Annotated in this window: 14 protein-coding genes and 4 pseudogenes; 6 read left to right on the plus strand and 12 right to left on the minus strand. The window is 71.0% G+C overall.

Features of this window, described 5'->3' with window-relative positions:
* Positions 1–217, minus strand: a 217-nt coding sequence (locus tag AB0M56_RS49530; protein WP_364190361.1) for a transposase, incomplete at its 3' end; no start/stop codon positions are given.
* 711 nt (positions 218–928) lie between these two features.
* On the opposite strand from AB0M56_RS49530, the gene AB0M56_RS49535 reads away from it, so the two are divergent.
* A complete protein-coding gene (locus AB0M56_RS49535; protein WP_364190364.1) occupies positions 929–1,219 on the plus strand; it encodes a hypothetical protein in 291 nt (96 codons plus the stop codon).
* 451 nt (positions 1,220–1,670) lie between these two features.
* Here the strand turns inward: AB0M56_RS49535 and AB0M56_RS49540 are convergent, their stop codons facing one another.
* The 3 genes and pseudogenes from AB0M56_RS49540 to AB0M56_RS49550 form a co-directional block, all read right to left on the minus strand.
* Positions 1,671–2,411 carry a GAF and ANTAR domain-containing protein gene (locus tag AB0M56_RS49540; protein ID WP_364190400.1) on the minus strand — a complete coding sequence of 247 codons (741 nt, stop codon included), beginning with the start codon at positions 2,409–2,411 and terminating at the stop codon, positions 1,671–1,673.
* Between the two features lie 787 nt (positions 2,412–3,198).
* Entirely contained in the window at positions 3,199–3,483 is a 285-nt protein-coding gene (locus AB0M56_RS49545) for an ATP-binding protein (protein WP_364190367.1), read from the minus strand.
* Between the two features lie 475 nt (positions 3,484–3,958).
* Positions 3,959–4,370, minus strand: a pseudogene (locus tag AB0M56_RS49550) (CocE/NonD family hydrolase); the annotation flags it as partial.
* Between AB0M56_RS49550 and AB0M56_RS49555 the strand changes: the two are divergent.
* Both AB0M56_RS49555 and AB0M56_RS49560 read left to right on the plus strand, forming a co-directional pair.
* Positions 4,352–5,452 (plus strand): annotated as a pseudogene (locus AB0M56_RS49555) (CocE/NonD family hydrolase C-terminal non-catalytic domain-containing protein); the annotation flags it as partial. The pseudogenes AB0M56_RS49550 and AB0M56_RS49555 sit on opposite strands and share 19 nt — an antisense overlap.
* 74 nt (positions 5,453–5,526) lie before the next feature.
* The gene (locus tag AB0M56_RS49560) at positions 5,527–6,807 is read left to right on the plus strand and encodes an ATP-grasp domain-containing protein (RefSeq protein WP_364190370.1); all 1,281 of its coding nucleotides are present in this window, start codon (positions 5,527–5,529) and stop codon (positions 6,805–6,807) included.
* Between the two features lie 45 nt (positions 6,808–6,852).
* Here AB0M56_RS49560 and AB0M56_RS49565 read toward each other — a convergent pair whose 3' ends face one another.
* Complete coding sequence (locus AB0M56_RS49565) at positions 6,853–7,347, minus strand: DUF4383 domain-containing protein (protein WP_364190373.1); 495 nt, start codon at positions 7,345–7,347, stop codon at positions 6,853–6,855.
* 138 nt (positions 7,348–7,485) lie between these two features.
* Here AB0M56_RS49565 and AB0M56_RS49570 point away from each other — a divergent pair, with 138 nt between their 5' ends.
* Positions 7,486–7,677 (plus strand): DUF2795 domain-containing protein, encoded by a 192-nt coding sequence (locus AB0M56_RS49570; RefSeq protein WP_364190376.1) that lies wholly within the window; start codon positions 7,486–7,488, stop codon positions 7,675–7,677.
* A 47-nt stretch (positions 7,678–7,724) separates the two neighbouring features.
* Here AB0M56_RS49570 and AB0M56_RS49575 read toward each other — a convergent pair.
* Positions 7,725–7,945, minus strand: a pseudogene (locus AB0M56_RS49575) (DUF6480 family protein).
* A 256-nt stretch (positions 7,946–8,201) separates the two neighbouring features.
* Here AB0M56_RS49575 and AB0M56_RS49580 point away from each other — a divergent pair.
* Positions 8,202–8,402, plus strand: a complete 201-nt coding sequence (locus AB0M56_RS49580; RefSeq protein ID WP_364190379.1) for a hypothetical protein — start codon at positions 8,202–8,204, stop codon at positions 8,400–8,402.
* A gap of 421 nt (positions 8,403–8,823) precedes the next feature.
* The gene (locus tag AB0M56_RS49585; RefSeq protein ID WP_364190382.1) at positions 8,824–10,176 is read left to right on the plus strand and encodes an aldehyde dehydrogenase family protein; all 1,353 of its coding nucleotides are present in this window, start codon (positions 8,824–8,826) and stop codon (positions 10,174–10,176) included.
* A 124-nt stretch (positions 10,177–10,300) separates the two neighbouring features.
* Here AB0M56_RS49585 and AB0M56_RS49590 read toward each other — a convergent pair whose 3' ends face one another.
* The 6 genes and pseudogenes from AB0M56_RS49590 to AB0M56_RS49615 form a co-directional block, all read right to left on the minus strand.
* Positions 10,301–10,477 carry a hypothetical protein gene (locus tag AB0M56_RS49590; RefSeq protein WP_364190385.1) on the minus strand — a complete coding sequence of 59 codons (177 nt, stop codon included), beginning with the start codon at positions 10,475–10,477 and terminating at the stop codon, positions 10,301–10,303.
* Between the two features lie 73 nt (positions 10,478–10,550).
* On the minus strand, positions 10,551–11,870 hold the full coding sequence (locus AB0M56_RS49595; protein WP_364190388.1) for a UDP-glucose/GDP-mannose dehydrogenase family protein: 1,320 nt from the start codon (positions 11,868–11,870) through the stop codon (positions 10,551–10,553).
* Entirely contained in the window at positions 11,863–12,813 is a 951-nt protein-coding gene (locus tag AB0M56_RS49600) for a glycosyltransferase family 9 protein (RefSeq protein ID WP_364190391.1), read from the minus strand. The genes AB0M56_RS49595 and AB0M56_RS49600 overlap by 8 nt, the downstream gene beginning before the upstream one ends.
* Complete coding sequence (locus AB0M56_RS49605; protein ID WP_364190394.1) at positions 12,804–13,490, minus strand: SDR family oxidoreductase; 687 nt, start codon at positions 13,488–13,490, stop codon at positions 12,804–12,806. The genes AB0M56_RS49600 and AB0M56_RS49605 overlap by 10 nt, the downstream gene beginning before the upstream one ends.
* A gap of 49 nt (positions 13,491–13,539) precedes the next feature.
* Positions 13,540–14,907 carry a PfkB family carbohydrate kinase gene (locus AB0M56_RS49610; protein ID WP_364190397.1) on the minus strand — a complete coding sequence of 456 codons (1,368 nt, stop codon included), beginning with the start codon at positions 14,905–14,907 and terminating at the stop codon, positions 13,540–13,542.
* Positions 14,904–15,020, minus strand: a pseudogene (locus AB0M56_RS49615) (phosphoheptose isomerase); the annotation flags it as partial. The gene AB0M56_RS49610 and the pseudogene AB0M56_RS49615, both read right to left, overlap by 4 nt.

Consider the following 15,020-nt stretch of genomic DNA (forward strand, 5'->3'; position numbering starts at 1 on the left):
CGACCGCGACCGGCAACGCCCCGATCGTGGCCGGCTGGTCCACCACGACCAGCAGCGGACCGTGCCGGGCGAGCTTGTCGAACAAGGCCCGCAGCTTGGGCTCGCTGTTGGGCAGCGGCCCGTCGTGCAGCCGCTTACCGTCTGGGTCGAGACCGACCGCGTGATGGGCGTCCTTGCCGACGTCCAGGCCGAGGAACACCCCGAAATCGCTGCTCATCCACCGTGCCATTCGGTCGTCGGACGTGGTCACTGGTCGAGCATCGATGGCCGGCACCCACGTTACGACGAGACCTACCAGTTGGCGGCCGTGTCCCTATTCAGCGGTCCCTCGATGCCACCAGACCCGGTGACACCACCCCCCGGATCATGCCTTCGACTGGGGGCGTAAGTCATGCCAGGCCTGGTGACCACAACTCCCTGGTGGGAGCACACGAAAAAGGTAACGGGGGCGGTGTTGCAGCGGCGATCATCGCGGCGATGCTCGCAGCAGTGTTCGCGGGTCGGACACCACGGACCCCACCTCGGACCGCGCGCCCGTGATTGCGTCTCCTCCGACTCCGTCGCCGTCGACGCCTGCCATGCCAACCGTGGCGACCGCTACGGCGGGGACACCGCAGCACGCCGCTGAGCCCGTGCCGGCCGGGCCGCCGCCCGCGCGCCGAGCAGGAGGGGGCGTCAGCCACGCTCACGGCGGACCGCACGCCGAGGATGCGATGGACAACGAGAAGCAGGGCAACGGCAAGGGCGAGGCAAAAGGTGGGGCCAGGGGCCCCGGCAGCCGCTAGCGACCGCCCATGCCCGGGGCGGGAGAGGAGTGACCAAGGGGCGTCGTCTGCATCGCCCTGAAATTGCCGGGCGTTTGGTCACCTCCGGGCCGGGTAGGCGCCGGGAACGGGCCGCCGCCCATTCCGGCCGAAAGGAGCGCATCATGGCCGGCCAGGAAGACCAGCACGGCTGGTCCGAGGACATCGACACCGAGGGCGGCGCCGCCGCCGAGGGTGCCAGGAAAGCCCGCGAAAAGCCGGACCCCGAGCCCGACCCCCACCGCGACTACTCACCCACCGGCACCCTCTCGGACACAGACATGGAGCCTGGCTCGCCGTTCGGCGCGGGCAGCAGTACCACCTGCCGGGGCGAGGAAATCGGCCCGGATCCTGGTGAGGCCGCGGAGGGCTACAAGGGCGCTTCGCAGCGGCCGTACGGTAGTTCGCACGAGTAGCGCCCGGCGCTGTAAAGGCTGGCCTCGCTCAGGAGCGGCGGCATTTGATCGGTGCCGGACATTCGGTCGGCGATTACCGGCCGGCCGCAGTTACTGTGCTCGCCCTCGAGGGCGGATGGTGTGGTGCTGACCTTCACGTTCGACGCGGCCGGGCGGCGCCGCGCTGATGGCCACGGCTAGCCAGAGCTCGGGTAACGCTCCCCGCTCTTCGGCAGTCAGGCGGACGGGCACCACTTCGGCTCCGAGGTGCGTGAGAGCAAACGGAGCGTGGCCGTGCCGAGGTCGTATCGTCGAGGCCAGCCCGCCCGGTTCACGATGTGCCCTGTGGGCCAGCGGCGGTCACCTCGGTCTGCAGCCGGGGCTCACCGTGCCCGCCAATGCGGCCCGGACCCCGGGCCGCATCTTTCTTCGCCTCCGCGTCGTTGGAACGCAGCAGCGACCACGGGCTGGTTCACGTCGTGGGTGTCACGCCGGTGGCGTGGCTGACGAACCGAGCGGCGAAGTCGCGCAGTTTGACGTTCTCCCGCTGGGACTGTTCGACGAGCAGGGTGAACGCCTCGTCCGCAGAGATCCGGCGTAGGGCCATGAGGATGCCTTTGGCCTGATCGATCACCGCACGGCTGGTCAGCGCCGTGCGGAGCTGCTCGGTGGTCTCGTGCGCGTGCTTGTAGCGGTTGTGGGCGCGCAGGGCGGCGGTGGCGGCGGTGGTGTAGAGGTCGAGCAGTTTCTCGTCGAGCTCGGCGAAGCCGTGGTCGCGGACGCTGTAGCAGTTGACCGCGCCGGCGTGTTTCTCGCTGATCACCAGCGGCGCGGACAGAAAACTGCCGAATGCGGCCTTGGCCGAGTCTTTCGCGAACACCGGCCAGTGCTCGGCGGCGTCGGCGATCGACACTCGCACCATGGTGCCGGTGCGCGCGGCCCGCAGGCAGGGTCCGTCGCCGACGACGTATTGGTCGCGGTCCAGCGCGGCCGCGATCTGGCTGGTCGTCGCGGCGGTCGTGGGCACACCGCCGGTGATCAGGGTGATGGTGGCCTCGTCAACGCCGGGCACCGCCCGGGTCACCTGCTCACACACCTGGTGCAGCAAAACCGCGGAGTCGTCGACGCTGTCGAGCGCCGCGATCAACGTTTCCAGCGCCCCGGTGACCTCATCAAGCACTGTCGGCCACGACTCGTTCCGAATGTTATCCATGACCAGCTCTCCCATCTGCCAGGCAGAACGACGAGGAACCGGACACGCGCGCGGAGCAGGCGACAGCGAACCAGGCACCACCACATCCTCCGGCAATTCCGGTGTCGACGTGGACGTGTGCTTCCAGGCCCGCTCTTGGACGAAGAGGTAACGCGCCGCATTCTCCCCGCGGCGAGGCCCTTCATCGCTCGCGCAAGGTCGGTATGCCGCGAAGGCGGCGCACCGCCCGACCGGAACGCACGAAGAACCTCGGCTCTCGCACTGTAACGCCCGCAGCCATCCCGCGCGGCCCGAACCCCACACACAAACGAGCGTTTCCGAGACCAAGATCAACCTTCGCGGCGAGCTGGCACCCGTGGACGGCTGAGGTCCAGGACGGCCATCTGGCGCGCAAGCGCCAGCGCCGATTCAGTGCAAGGCGAGCTTGATCGCCGACATCGGCAGTGCGCGCCGAGGTCGGCGGCTGAGACCGTCGCCAGACTGCTCACCTTGCCGAACACGCATGACTACTACAGGGCATGTCAGGCTCGACCGACTTACGTCCGGCGATGACCCTCCGTGTCGGCGCCGGGAACCTGCGCGCAGGCGTGTGACGAAGCAGCCGGTTGTCGGGCTTGGTGGGCCCGACCTGCTCAGGTCATGCGTGCGGCATCGATGGGATCGGGTGCCACGTCATGGTCACGATGGTGCCGAGCTGGGTGGCGTCGATGGCCGCGTGATCGGGCAGGGCGCGGATCAGCGGCAGGCCGCGTCCGTGCAGGCCACCGGGGTCTGGAGCGGGTGGCTGTCAGGGGCCGTGGTCGGTGACGGTGATGCGGACCAGGTCGGATTGGTGGTGGGCATGCAGGTCCACTATGCCGGCGGAATCGTCGGGGTAGGCGCGTTTCGCGGTGTTGATCAGCGCCTCGTAGGTCGACAGCTCGACGTCGTCGGCGAGATCACCGGCCAACTGGTGAGCGCGGACCCAGGCGGTCACCTCGTGCCGCAAAACAGTGACGTCGTCGACGTCGGCGGGCCGGCGGGCCCGCAGGTCATCGTTCGCGGCCGGGCCGGGCTCGCCGGCTGGGAGCATGAGCCATACACCTCGCGCCGTCGTGTCCTCGGATGTCGACGTGGTACCCCTGCCGGGCGCGGATACGCGCGAAGACCGGTGCCGGTCAGTGGCCGTGACCGATCAGCGCGGCGCTCGCCGACGACCGCTAACCGCACTCGGTGCCTGAGGATTCCGCGGTGCAGGTCGTCGACCGCGCGACCAGATCGGTGAGCGCAACACCTACGGCCACGACCCCCGCAACATCCCCGGCTGGCCAGCGGATGCCGGCCGCATTCCCCTTTTGCCGGCTGGTGGCCGTGCGGCACAGTGACCGCTGCGTCAGGATCGAAAGCATGCAGCCCTTCGAACCGGACCCAGCAGGGCACGCCGCCGCACTCGGAGGTACCACGGGCGTCTCTCACCGCGCGCGGCGAATTCGACGTGCTCACTACGCCCCATCTGCAGATCGCGATCCGCGAAGCGCTTCTCGAGGCCCCGCCGGTACTGGTTGCCGGCCGGGCTCGACGAGGTGCGGGTACTTGTGCGACCACGGCCCGATCAGGCCGCGCCGGGGCACGTCGAGGTGGGCCATCAGCCGCGTCACGGCGTTGGAGTAGCCGTCGGCCCAGCCGCTGGAGGCGAGCACCGGTACTTGCACATCGTTGTAGTTCTCCGACACGGACGCGTGGCGCCAGTAGCCGTCGCGGCGCTGGTGGCGCAGCCACTGCTCGGCCCACAGGCTGCAGCCCTCAAGTCGTTCCCGCCATAGCTCCAGCCACCGATCTCCCACGACCGCTGGGTCCGGCGGCAGCGTCGCGTCGGAGAACATGGTTCCGGATGCGGCGACGTTGTCGGAGAGCAGGCAACCCGCCCATGTAGTGCATATAGTCGGCGAAGCGGTCGTCGGATCGGGTACCTACAGGAAGTCGTGCGGTGGTGGGACCACTGGCTCAAGGACGTCGAGAACGGTGTCCTGGACGGGCCAATGGTCCAGACCTGGCTGCAGGAGAGTGTGCCGCCTTCGACGTCGTACGAGGATCGCCCCGGCCGGTGGGTCGGCGAGGCGCGGTGGCCCTCGCCGCATGTCAAGCCTTCGGAGCACGCGCTGGCGCCGCACCGCATCGCGCGGCCGGGGGAGGACGTGCCGGAAGTGATGCTGGAGGTTTCCTCACCTCTGTCGGTCGGGCAGTTCGCCGGGAAGTGGGCGTCCTACAGGGCCCGCCGGACCTGCCCTACGACCAGCGCAAAGGGGCTCGCGGTCTCGGCCGACCGGCCCGTGGCGATGGTGGCCGCGCGGCTGTCCGATGTGGCCCCCGATGGCCGTGCCACGCGGGTGACGTACGGGCTGCTCAACCTGACCCGCCGCGACGGTCACGAAGAACCGAAGCCGATGGAGCCGGGTCAGGTGTGCGAGGTCGAGTTCGAGCTGAACGGGGTGGCGCAGGCATTCCCGGCCGGCCACCGGTTCCGGCTGTCACTGTCCACTTCGTACTGGCCGCTTGCCTGGCCCCCTCCGGAGCCGGTCACCTTATCCGTCCACGCAGGACTCAGTTCCCTCACGCTTCCGGTGCGACCGATGGCGGAGTCCGATGAGGTGCCCGCGAACCCATTCGGTCAATCGGAAGGCCCACCGCCGCTGACGACGACGCAACTGACCCCGCCGGAGCAGCGCTGGGAGGTCTCGCGCGACCTGGTCGCGTATCACTCGGCGCTGGACATCGTGAAGAACTCCGGCGCCGTCCGCTACGACGACATCGACCTCTCCGTCACCCGCGACGTGCACGAGCGTTACACGTGGGTGGCCGATCGCTTCTGTTCACCCGTCGCGGAGACGGAGTGGGTCGTGACGTTCGAGCGCGGCGACTGGTCCGCGCGAAGCGAAACCAGCACACGGGTGTCCTCCACGCCCGAGGAGTTCATGATCGACGCGTGCCTCGACGCCTACCACGGCGACCGACGGATCGTATCCCGCAACTGGCACCACACCGTGCCGCGGGACCTGATCTGACGAGTTTACCGTTATGGTGAAGGGGAAATCCGGCAGGTATGAACCAACCGGAACGAACGAGGAGTGCCAGACCGATGACGACGAACATCTTCGTGGTCGGGCTGGACGACAACAACGCACAAGTGCTCGAGCGGTTGCCCGAATCCGACCAGTACGCGTTCCACGGACTGCTGACGCCTGACGAACTCCAGCACGGCGAAATCGACATCGGCGAACTGCTCGACAAGGCGACAACGGCGCTCGACGCGTTCGAGGGTTCGATCGACGCGATCGTCACGTTCTGGGATTTCCCGGCGGCGTCGCTCGTACCACTGTTGTGCGAGAGCCGCGGCTTGCCGCATGTGCCGCTCGAGGCGATCCTCAAGTGCGAGCACAAGTACTGGAGCCGGTTGGAGCAGCGCGAAGTGATCGACGAGTTGCCGCACTTCGGCATCGTCGACCTCGACGACGCCGAACCGAAGCTTCCCGAGGGTGTGTCGTACCCCGTGTGGCTCAAGCCGGTGAAGTCCTTCTCCTCGGAGCTCGCCTTCCGCGTGACCGACGATGCCGAGTTCGCCGCGGCGGTCGCGGACATCCGCGAGGGTGTGGGCCGGGTCGGCGAGCCCTTCGACGAAGTACTCGGGAAGGTCGAGCTACCGCGCGAAATCGCCGCAGTCGGCGGGGCGGCGTGCCTGGCCGAGGAGGCGCTGCACGGAGTGCAGGCCGCCGTCGAGGGGTACGTGTACCAGGGCGAAGTGACCGTGTACGCGGCGCTCGACTCGGTCGACTACCCGGACAGCTCGTCGTTCCTGCGCCACCAGTACCCCTCCCAGCTGCCGGAGGAGGTGCGGCGGCGCATGGCGGACGTCGCGAAGAGAGTGATGCGGCGAGTCGGCTTCGACAACGGGACGTTCAGCATCGAGTTCTTCTGCGACGTGCAGTCCGGACAGGTGTACCTGCTGGAGATCAACCCGAGGCACTCGCAGTCGCACGCCGGACTGTTCGAGCTTGTCGACGGCCTGGCCAACCACGACCTCATGGTCCGCCTCGGACTCGGGCAGGCGCCGCGCCACCGCGCCGGCGCGGGTCCGTACGGCATCGCCGGCCGCTGGTACCTGCGCCGCTTCTCCGGCGACGCCGTGGTGACGCGCGTGCCGACGGCCGCGGAGATCACGGCTTTGCAGGACCAGCTCGGCGGGGTGGAGATCAGCATGTCGCCGAAGGAAGGGCAGCGGCTTTCGGAGCTGCCCGAGCAGGACAGCTACTCCTACGAGCTCGCACAATTCCTCATCGCCGCGAACAGCGAGCAGGAGATGGAGCAGAAGTACCAGCGCTGCGTCGACGAACTCCGGTTCGAGTTCGACGACGTGGCCTGAGGCGGTGCGGCGCTGTGCGGGGATTCAGCACAGCGCCGGCACCGTTCAACCGTGGGAGTCCTGGGGGTTGCCGACGTGGCGGCGTGTCGGCGGGTACTGGCCGCGAGCGCGCTCGAGGGCGGTGAGCAGGACGCCGAGCACGATCATGCCGGCGCCGAGGCCAAAGTGCAGCCAGTCGTCAGCGTGATCGAGCGGCACGAAGTCGGCCTGGCTGTGGTCGTCGGTCGCGGCGCCGTAGACCCAGAGCAGGAGGTAGACGAGGCCGCCGATCATGAGGAAGGCGCGCGCCGAGCCGGATCTCCGGGTGGCCGCCAGCCCGACGATGCCGAAGAGCAGGTGCACGATGTTGTGCAGCGCCGAAACGCCGAACACGCCGAACAACCGGGCGCCGGAGTGCGGCCCGGCGAAGGTGAGTTCGCCGTAGTGCGTGGTGATCCCGGGGATGAAGCCGAGCACGCCGACCAGCAGGAACGCGGCCGCCACGACGGCGGTCACGCCCTGGATCGGCCGTCGGGAAGCCGGTGCTTGCTTGTCTGTCATCGAAGCTCCTTCTGCCGGCGTGCGGCTACCCGGCGATTTCCGGGGCAAACGACGTGGCCTTGATGTTTGCCGGCGCTTGCCCCGGGTAGCCGCTGCGTTCGCCGGTGGCTTTCCCGGCGCGACAGGAAAGGAGGAGCGATGACGGACGCCAACCCGATCCAGGTGCAGAAATACCTGTCCGGAGTGGACTACCCCGCCGGCCGCGACGACCTGGTGGCGGCGGCGCAGGGAAACGGTGCTGACGAGGAGACGCTCGAGCAGCTGAGGGGGATCCCCGATCGGCAGTACGAGGGGCCCAGCGGGGTGAGCAAGGAACTCGGCGGTAGCTGAGAGGGAGGGGCCGGACTGGAGGGAGGTCCGGCCCCACACCACCCGCCTCAGACATAACCGAGGCCCAGCACGATGAAAAACGCCGCCGCCAAAAGGACCAAGACCGCGAGGACGATCAGCCACGCGGCGGGCAGCTTGCGCGACGGCATGGGTTGCGGGTGCGACAGCCCCGAAGTCTGCCCGCGTCCGGCGGCGTGTCGCCCGGGGCCACCGAGCCCCCAGGTTCCAGGCCGGGGACTTCGTTCGGCTCGGGTCCAGGTGCGGTCATGGGAATCACCTTCCGTCGTCGGGTCCGGCTCCCTGGCCACCGCGTGCCGCGGCGGATAAACGCCCGGGTGCGCCGCCCGTCGACCGCGTACCGGCCGGCCTACGAGACTCGAACGCGCTCGACAGACATCACCATGACGGTCATCGGCCCGGGCGCGCAGGTTTGCTCCGGGCACCTGTCGGCCGCGGAGGTCCGGGTGAAAGTTCGCAGCTGCGAGGCTGCTCGGCGACGTCGACATCAAGGTCGAGGTGCCCGGGTGCAGCTCCGCGCGGTCCTCACTGTCGCGGCCCCTGGCCCGGCGAAGGACTTCTTGGCCGTGCCCGATCTCGTCGCAGCGAGCGGGTGCGACGTCCTGGTCGCCGCAGACATCGACTTGGGCCAGATCTTCCGACCCTCCAGCGACCCCGACGTGGGTCAATGGCTGATGCAGGGCGCGCCGAGCTGCGGGACTGCCTGACGCGCAGCGCTCGTCGTGCACCTTAGGGCCAACGCCGTTGACCGGCGCCACCTGTGACATCGACAGCCTGTTCTGATGCGCGGCTGCGGGTGGCGGACCGCTGGCGCCCGGTCGAGGTCGGCCGCGTGGTGGAGAGGCGGATCGACAACCGCAGGTTGCCCTCGCATTGCGCGATGTCGGCCTCCGCGAGCCGTCGGGAGGGCGGTGGCGCCGATGGCGTGGTCGGTGAGCACGACGAGCGTGGAGCGCTCGGCTCCGCTCGCGATACTGACGAGCCGGTTCCGGTCACGGTCGAACCCGGCGAGCAGCCGGTCGACGAGCGGAACAGCCCGCCCAGCGAACGTTTCCCCCGACGACGCCGGGCACTCGGTGGTCCGGCAAGCAGACCTGGTAACCACGCAGAGACGCGAAGGAGGTGCGGATGACCGCAGGAACGATCGAAATCCGGAACCCGGCCGACGGGAGCGTGGTGGGCACGGTGCCCACTGCCGTCGAAGACGAGGTCGACGCCGCGCTGGCGCTGGCCAACCGCATGTGGCCCGGCTGGGCGCGCACTCCGGCGGCCGAGCGCGGTGGATTGCTGCACTCCGCGGCGGCGCGGCTGCGGGAACACGTCGACGAACTCGCCGCGCGCAACAAAGCCGAGACCGGGCGGCCGCGGGCCGAGGCGGCCGAAGGCGTGCTGGCCGGCGCGGGCACGCTCGACCAGTACGCGGAGCTGGGCCCGGTCCACGGCGGGCGCAGCCTGCTCGGCGACTTCGGGGCGACCGACCTGATGGTCCCGGAAGCTCGCGGGGTCGTCGTCGCGCTGACGCCGTGGAACGACCCGGTCGCCGTGGCGTGCGGGCTGATCGGCGCGGCCCTGGTGACCGGGAACACCGTGGTGCACAAGCCGAGCGAGCGCGCGCCGCACACCGGTGCGCTCCTCGGCGACGTGCTTTCCGGCGTGCTGCCGGCCGGCGTTTTCCAGACCCTGCAAGGCGAAGGCGGGGTCGGCGCCCTGCTGGCGATGCGCGGCGACGTCGACGTGATCGCCCACGTCGGCAGCACCGCGGCCGGGCGGTCGATCGCCGCCAGCGCGGCCGCGACCGGCGCGAAGACGTTGCCGGAGAACGGCGGCAACGACCCCGTGGTGATCGACGAGAACGTCGATCCCGCGTGGGCCGCCGCGCAGGTAGCGCTCGGCGCGTTCGCCAACTCCGGGCAGATCTGCGTGGCCGTGGAGCGGGTCTACGTGCACGAAGCCGTTGCCGAGCCGTTCCTCGCCGCGCTGGTGAAGGAAGCCCAGGCGCGCGCCCTCGCGCCGCTGGTCGATCTCCGGCACCGCGACCACGTGCACTCGCACGTGGAGGACGCCCTGGCGCGGGGCGCGCGGGCACTGACCGGGGGAGTGGTGCCCGAGGGGCCCGGCGCGCACTACCCGGCGACCGTTCTCACGGGATGCACGCCGGACCTGCGCGTGATGGCCGAGGAGACGTTCGGCCCGGTCGCGCCGGTGCAGGTCGTCTCGAGTTTCGAGGACGGGCTCGCCGCGGCCGCCCGCAGTGACTACGGGCTCGCGGCGACTGTGCTGACCGCGTCGATGTCACGCGCGCAGCACGCGTGGCGTGAACTGCCCGCGGGGACGGTGAAGGTCAACGCCGTGTTCGGCGGCGCCCCCGGCGGGGCCTCGCACCCGCGGCGGCGCAGCGGGAATGGCTATGGCTACGGCCCCGAGCTGCTCGACGAGATGACGCAGACGAAGGTGGTACACGTGGAGCCGCCGGGACCCTGACCGGCGCTGAACCGGTCGGCACTGACTTGACCGGCGCTGACGGGCAGCGGCACCGGGCGGCAAGGAGAAGCGCGGCGACCACCCTCGGGAACGGTCGCCGCGCTTCTCGTCTCGCGCGCCGGTGTCAAGCCGACGGCCCGGTGCTGTCCGGCCGGCCGCGGCGGCATTCGGTGCAGACCATCGTCTGCCCGAGCAGGGCGCCGTCGCCGGTGACGAGCCGGGCGACATGCAAGGTCGGCTGACCGCACTTCTCACACGGGATCGGCTGGCTCTCCTGGCTGATCAGGATCCGGTTCGGCACGGAATCTCCCTCGGGGTGGGTGGTCCGGACCGCGTACCCCACGGCCCGGACCGCACTCGGGAAAACGTCGACGTCACCCGAACGGAGTAGTCTCCGGGTGCTGCCGCCCAACGCCGAAGTGGGTGAACCCGGCATCGGCGAGCATCTCGGGGCGGAGAAGGTTGCGCGTGTCCACGACCACCGGCCGGGCCGCCACCGCCGCGAGCCGGGCCCAGTCGAGGTCGCGGAACTCCGGCCACTCGGTGAGCACGACCAGCGCGGCGGCGTCCTTCGCCACCAGGTACGGGTCGTCCACGACCTGCACCGCGTCGAGCCCCGGCACGGCTTCGACCGCCGGGTCGTGCGCGGTCAGCTCGGCGCCGTGGCGGGCCAGTTCGGTGGCGATCGCCAGGGCGGGTGAGTCGCGCAGGTCGCCGGTCCCGGCCTTGAACGCCAGGCCCAGCAAGCCGATGCGTGCGCCCACGAGGGAACCGGCCGGCGAGCCCGTGACCGCTTCCCGCACGGTCCGCACCACGCGGGCGCGCTGGCGGGCGTTCACACGCACGGCATCGCGCAGGATGCCGAAGTCGACGCCCGCCGCGTCGGCCGCGTGCAGCAGCGCCGAGGTGTCCTTCGGCAGGCACGAACCGCCCCAGCCCGGTCCCGGGGCGAGGAATTCCGGGCCGATGCGCGCGTCGAGGCCCATCGTGCGGGCGACCTCGCTGACGTCGGCGCCGAACCGTTCGCACAGCTCGGCCAGCACGTTCACATACGACAGCTTCACCGCGAGGAACGCGTTGCTGGCGTACTTCGCCAGCTCGGCGCTCGCGGTGTCGGTCCGGACCACCGGAGCGCCCGTCGGCTCGTACAGCTTCTCAACGCGGTGCGCGGCCGGCGCTCCCGGCGGATCGGTCCCGATCACGATGCGGTCGGGGTGCAGGAAGTCCTCGACCGAATGCCCTTCGCGGAGGAACTCGGGGTTGCTCGCCACCGGCAGGTCGGCGCGGCCCAGCAGGCGCGGCAGCCGAGCCGCTGTGCCGACCGGCACGGTCGACTTGGTGACGACCGCGCACCCCGGCCGCAGCAGCCGGCCGAGCTGCGGCAGGACCCGTTCCAGCACACCGAGATCGGGCCGGCCCTCGTCGTCGGGCGGGGTGGGCAGGCACAGGAAAACGGCGTCCGCGCCGTAGAGCTCCGCCTGCGCGGTCGTGAAGACGAGGGTGCCGTCGGAGAGCCCCTCGGTGACGAGCTCCGGCAGCCCGGGCTCGGCGATGGCCACGTCGCCGCGTCGCAGTGCGTCTACTTTGGACTCGTCAGTGTCCACGCACGTGACCTGGTGGCCCAGGCGGGCGAAACACGCGGAGCTGGTGAGGCCGACGTAACCCGCGCCGACGACACCGAGGTGCTCAGCCATGCGGCACCTGCGCTTCCAGCGTGCCTCGAGCTGCTGCGAGGACGCGTTCTTCACCGAGCAGCAGCAGTCCGTTGTCCGGTTTGTCGCCGTGTGGATCGCCGACATCGCCTGTCCACAGCACGACGTGCCGGCGTGCTTCCGGAGGTGGACCCCACAGGCGCGGTGGCGTGGGGCCGAACAACAACACCGAAGGCGTACCGAACGCCGTCGCGAGGTGCCCGACACCCGTGTCCCCGCAGACGACCAGCGCCGCCTCGGCCACGAGAGACGCCAGTTCCGCCAGACCTGTGCGTCCGGCGAGCACCGCGTCCTCGGGCAACCCAGCCCGCGCGGCCACACTGCGGGCCAGGTCGCGTTCCGCCGCGCTGCCGGTCACCACGACGCAGTGTCCCGCGGCGGCGAGCTCCCGCGCCACGCGCGCGAATCGTTCGGGCGGCCAGCGTCGCGCCGCGAACGCCGCACCGGGGTGCACGACCACGGCCCCGGGCGCGGGGCTCGGCCCCGGCGGCGCGGGCAGCCGCAGCGCGGAGCGGTCGGCCTCGACGTGCGCGAACTCCACCAGCCGGCACCAGCGGTCGACCTCGTTCACGTCGGGCCGCCAGTCGAGGCCCGGCACGTCCGGGAAGTCGGGGTGGTGGTGGGTGAGCAGCTCGCCGGGGTCGGTGGCGAGCAGGTCGTGGATGCTCTCCGGGCCGCTGCCGTGCAGATTCACCGCGAGCTTCGGCGGCGGGCCCGGCCACGCGAGTTCCCCGAGGCCGGGTGTCGGCAGCAGCTCGTCGACGGCGTCGATGAGCTCGGCGAGGTCCCGCAGCTCGCGCGGCGCAGCCAGCACCAGGCGTTCGTCGGGGTGCGCCTCGTGCAGCGCGCGCAGGGCTGGCACCGCCGTGAGCAGGTCACCGATCCCGAGCGCGCGCAGCACCAGGATCGCGGCGCTCACGGCCACGACCCCTCCTCCGACGCGCACACGACCAGCTCGCGGATCTCCGAGCCCGGCGGCTGCTGCAGCGCGAAGACGACGGTGCTCGCCGTGTGCTCGGGCGCGTTGAGCTTCGCGTCCGGCGGGGGCTTGTATTGGTCGGTGCGGTTGTCGAAGAAGTGCGTCCACATCCCGCCGGGGATCAGTAGCGTCACACCGACGCGTCCGGCCAGCTCCGCGGCCAGCGCGCGGGTGAAGCCGACGACGCCGAACTTCGAAGCGCAGTAGGCCGTGGCGTCGCTCACCGCCTTGATGCCGAGCGTCGACGCGCACGTGACGACCGTGCCGCCCGAGCGCTCCAGATACGGCAGCGCGGCGCGGACGACGGCGGCCGTGCCGAGCAGGTTCACCTTCACCACCCGCTCCCAGTCCTCAGTGGACACTTCGGACAGCGGGCCGCACGCGTCGGTGCCGGCGGCGGTGAACACGCCGTCGAGCCCGCCGGCGCGCTCGGCCAGCTCGCGCACCGCCCGCTCGGTCGCGGCGGTGTCGGTGAGGTCGGCCTCGACGTACTCGGCCGGGTCTTCTGGGCGGACACGGTCGAGGACGTACGGCGTGCCGCCCGCCTTGCGCACGGCGTCGACGGTGGCCGCGCCGAGGCCGGAGGCACCACCGGTGATCAGGATGTTGCCGAGGGGTCGCATCGGTCTCCTTCGCGAGTCGGAGTCGTTTTTCGGGAGTCGCTGTCGCGGATCAGGCACCGGCCGCCGCGGCGACCAGCCGCGACGTCGAGTACCCCGGGACGGTCGGGACGAGCACGACCTCACCGCCGTGGCGTTCCACGACCTCGCGTTCGGGCAGGTCGGCGTGCGTGTAGTCGCCGCCCTTGACCCACACGTGCGGGCGCAGCCGCTCCAGTACCGCCGTGGGCGACGGTTCGTCGAACACGGCGACCGCGTCCACAAAGGACAACGCGGCCAGCAGCCGCGCCCGGTCACGGTCGCGCACGAGCGGCCGGGCGGGCCCCTTGAGCCCGCGCACGGACGCGTCGGAGTTGAGGCACACCACGAGGGCGTCACCGAGGGCACGGGCCTGGCGCAGCAGGCTGACGTGCCCGGGGTGCAGCAGGTCGAAGCACCCGCCGGTCGCGACCAGCCGGCCGCCTCCAGCGTGGATCCGCTGCGCCAGACCGAACGCGTCGGTCGCCGGTTGCGGGTCGGGCACCGGAGCGTCGTGAGTGGACAGTGCCGTGGCTCCGCCGTCGGCGACGAACCGGGCCGCCGCTTCCACGGCCGTCGCGACGGCTTCCGTCGTGTCCGTGCCGGTCAGCAGCGCAGCTGTGGCGGCCGCGGCGAAGCGATCACCCGCCCCGCAGGTGTCCGGGGCGGCGTGCCCCGGCGTCCGCGCGGCCGCGGGAACCGGCACCGCAGTCTGCCCGAAGCCGTCGGCGAGGACCGCGCCGCGCGCACCCGTGGTGACGGCGACGGCCTCGGCGTGCCAATGGTCCCGCAGCAGTTTCGCAAGCTCGGCCGGTTCGTCGTGGCCAGGCAGCGTGCTGCGGGCTTCCGCCAGATTCGGGGTGACGAGCACGGCGTGGCGCACCGGGTCCGTGCCGCGCGGGTGCGGGTCCCAGACCACCGGAATGCGCCCGGCGAGCTCCCGCAGGAGCCGGCGCACGTGCGGATTGCATGTGAGGCCGCGGCCGTAGTCCGCGACCAGCACCGCACCCGCACCGGTGAGGGCGTCGCGGACTCGGTCGGAGAGCGGCTCCGCGGTCGCCGTTCCGTTGCCGGAGTCCAGGCGCAGCAACGACTGCCCGCCCGCACGGACGCGCGTTTTGCACACCGTGGTGCCTCGCAAGGGCAGGGGCAGCACGGTGACGTCGGGTTCCAGCAGCCCGGTGAGCGCGTGCCCTGCCTCGTCGTGCCCTAGCGGCGTGACCAGCACGACCTCGGCCGCCGACCGCGCCGCCAGCAGCGCGGCGAGCCCCGCTCCACCCGGGCGGCGGCGGCGCGCCGTCAGGTCGACGACCGGAACCGGCGCCTCCGGGCAGAGCCGGTCGGCAGTTCCTTCGGCGTCGACGTCGAGCAGCGTGTCGCCGAGGACGACCAGCGGCTTCACGCGGGCACCCCGAGCGCGTTGTCCAGTTCCTCGCACAGGGCGTGCACCAGTGCGAGGTGCATCTCCTGCACGGTGGCCACCGACGGCGCCTCGACCGTGACGGCGTCGTCGCA

Origin of the sequence: Amycolatopsis sp. NPDC051372 (assembly GCF_040682095.1) — a bacterium.
Lineage (GTDB): Bacteria > Actinomycetota > Actinomycetes > Mycobacteriales > Pseudonocardiaceae > Amycolatopsis.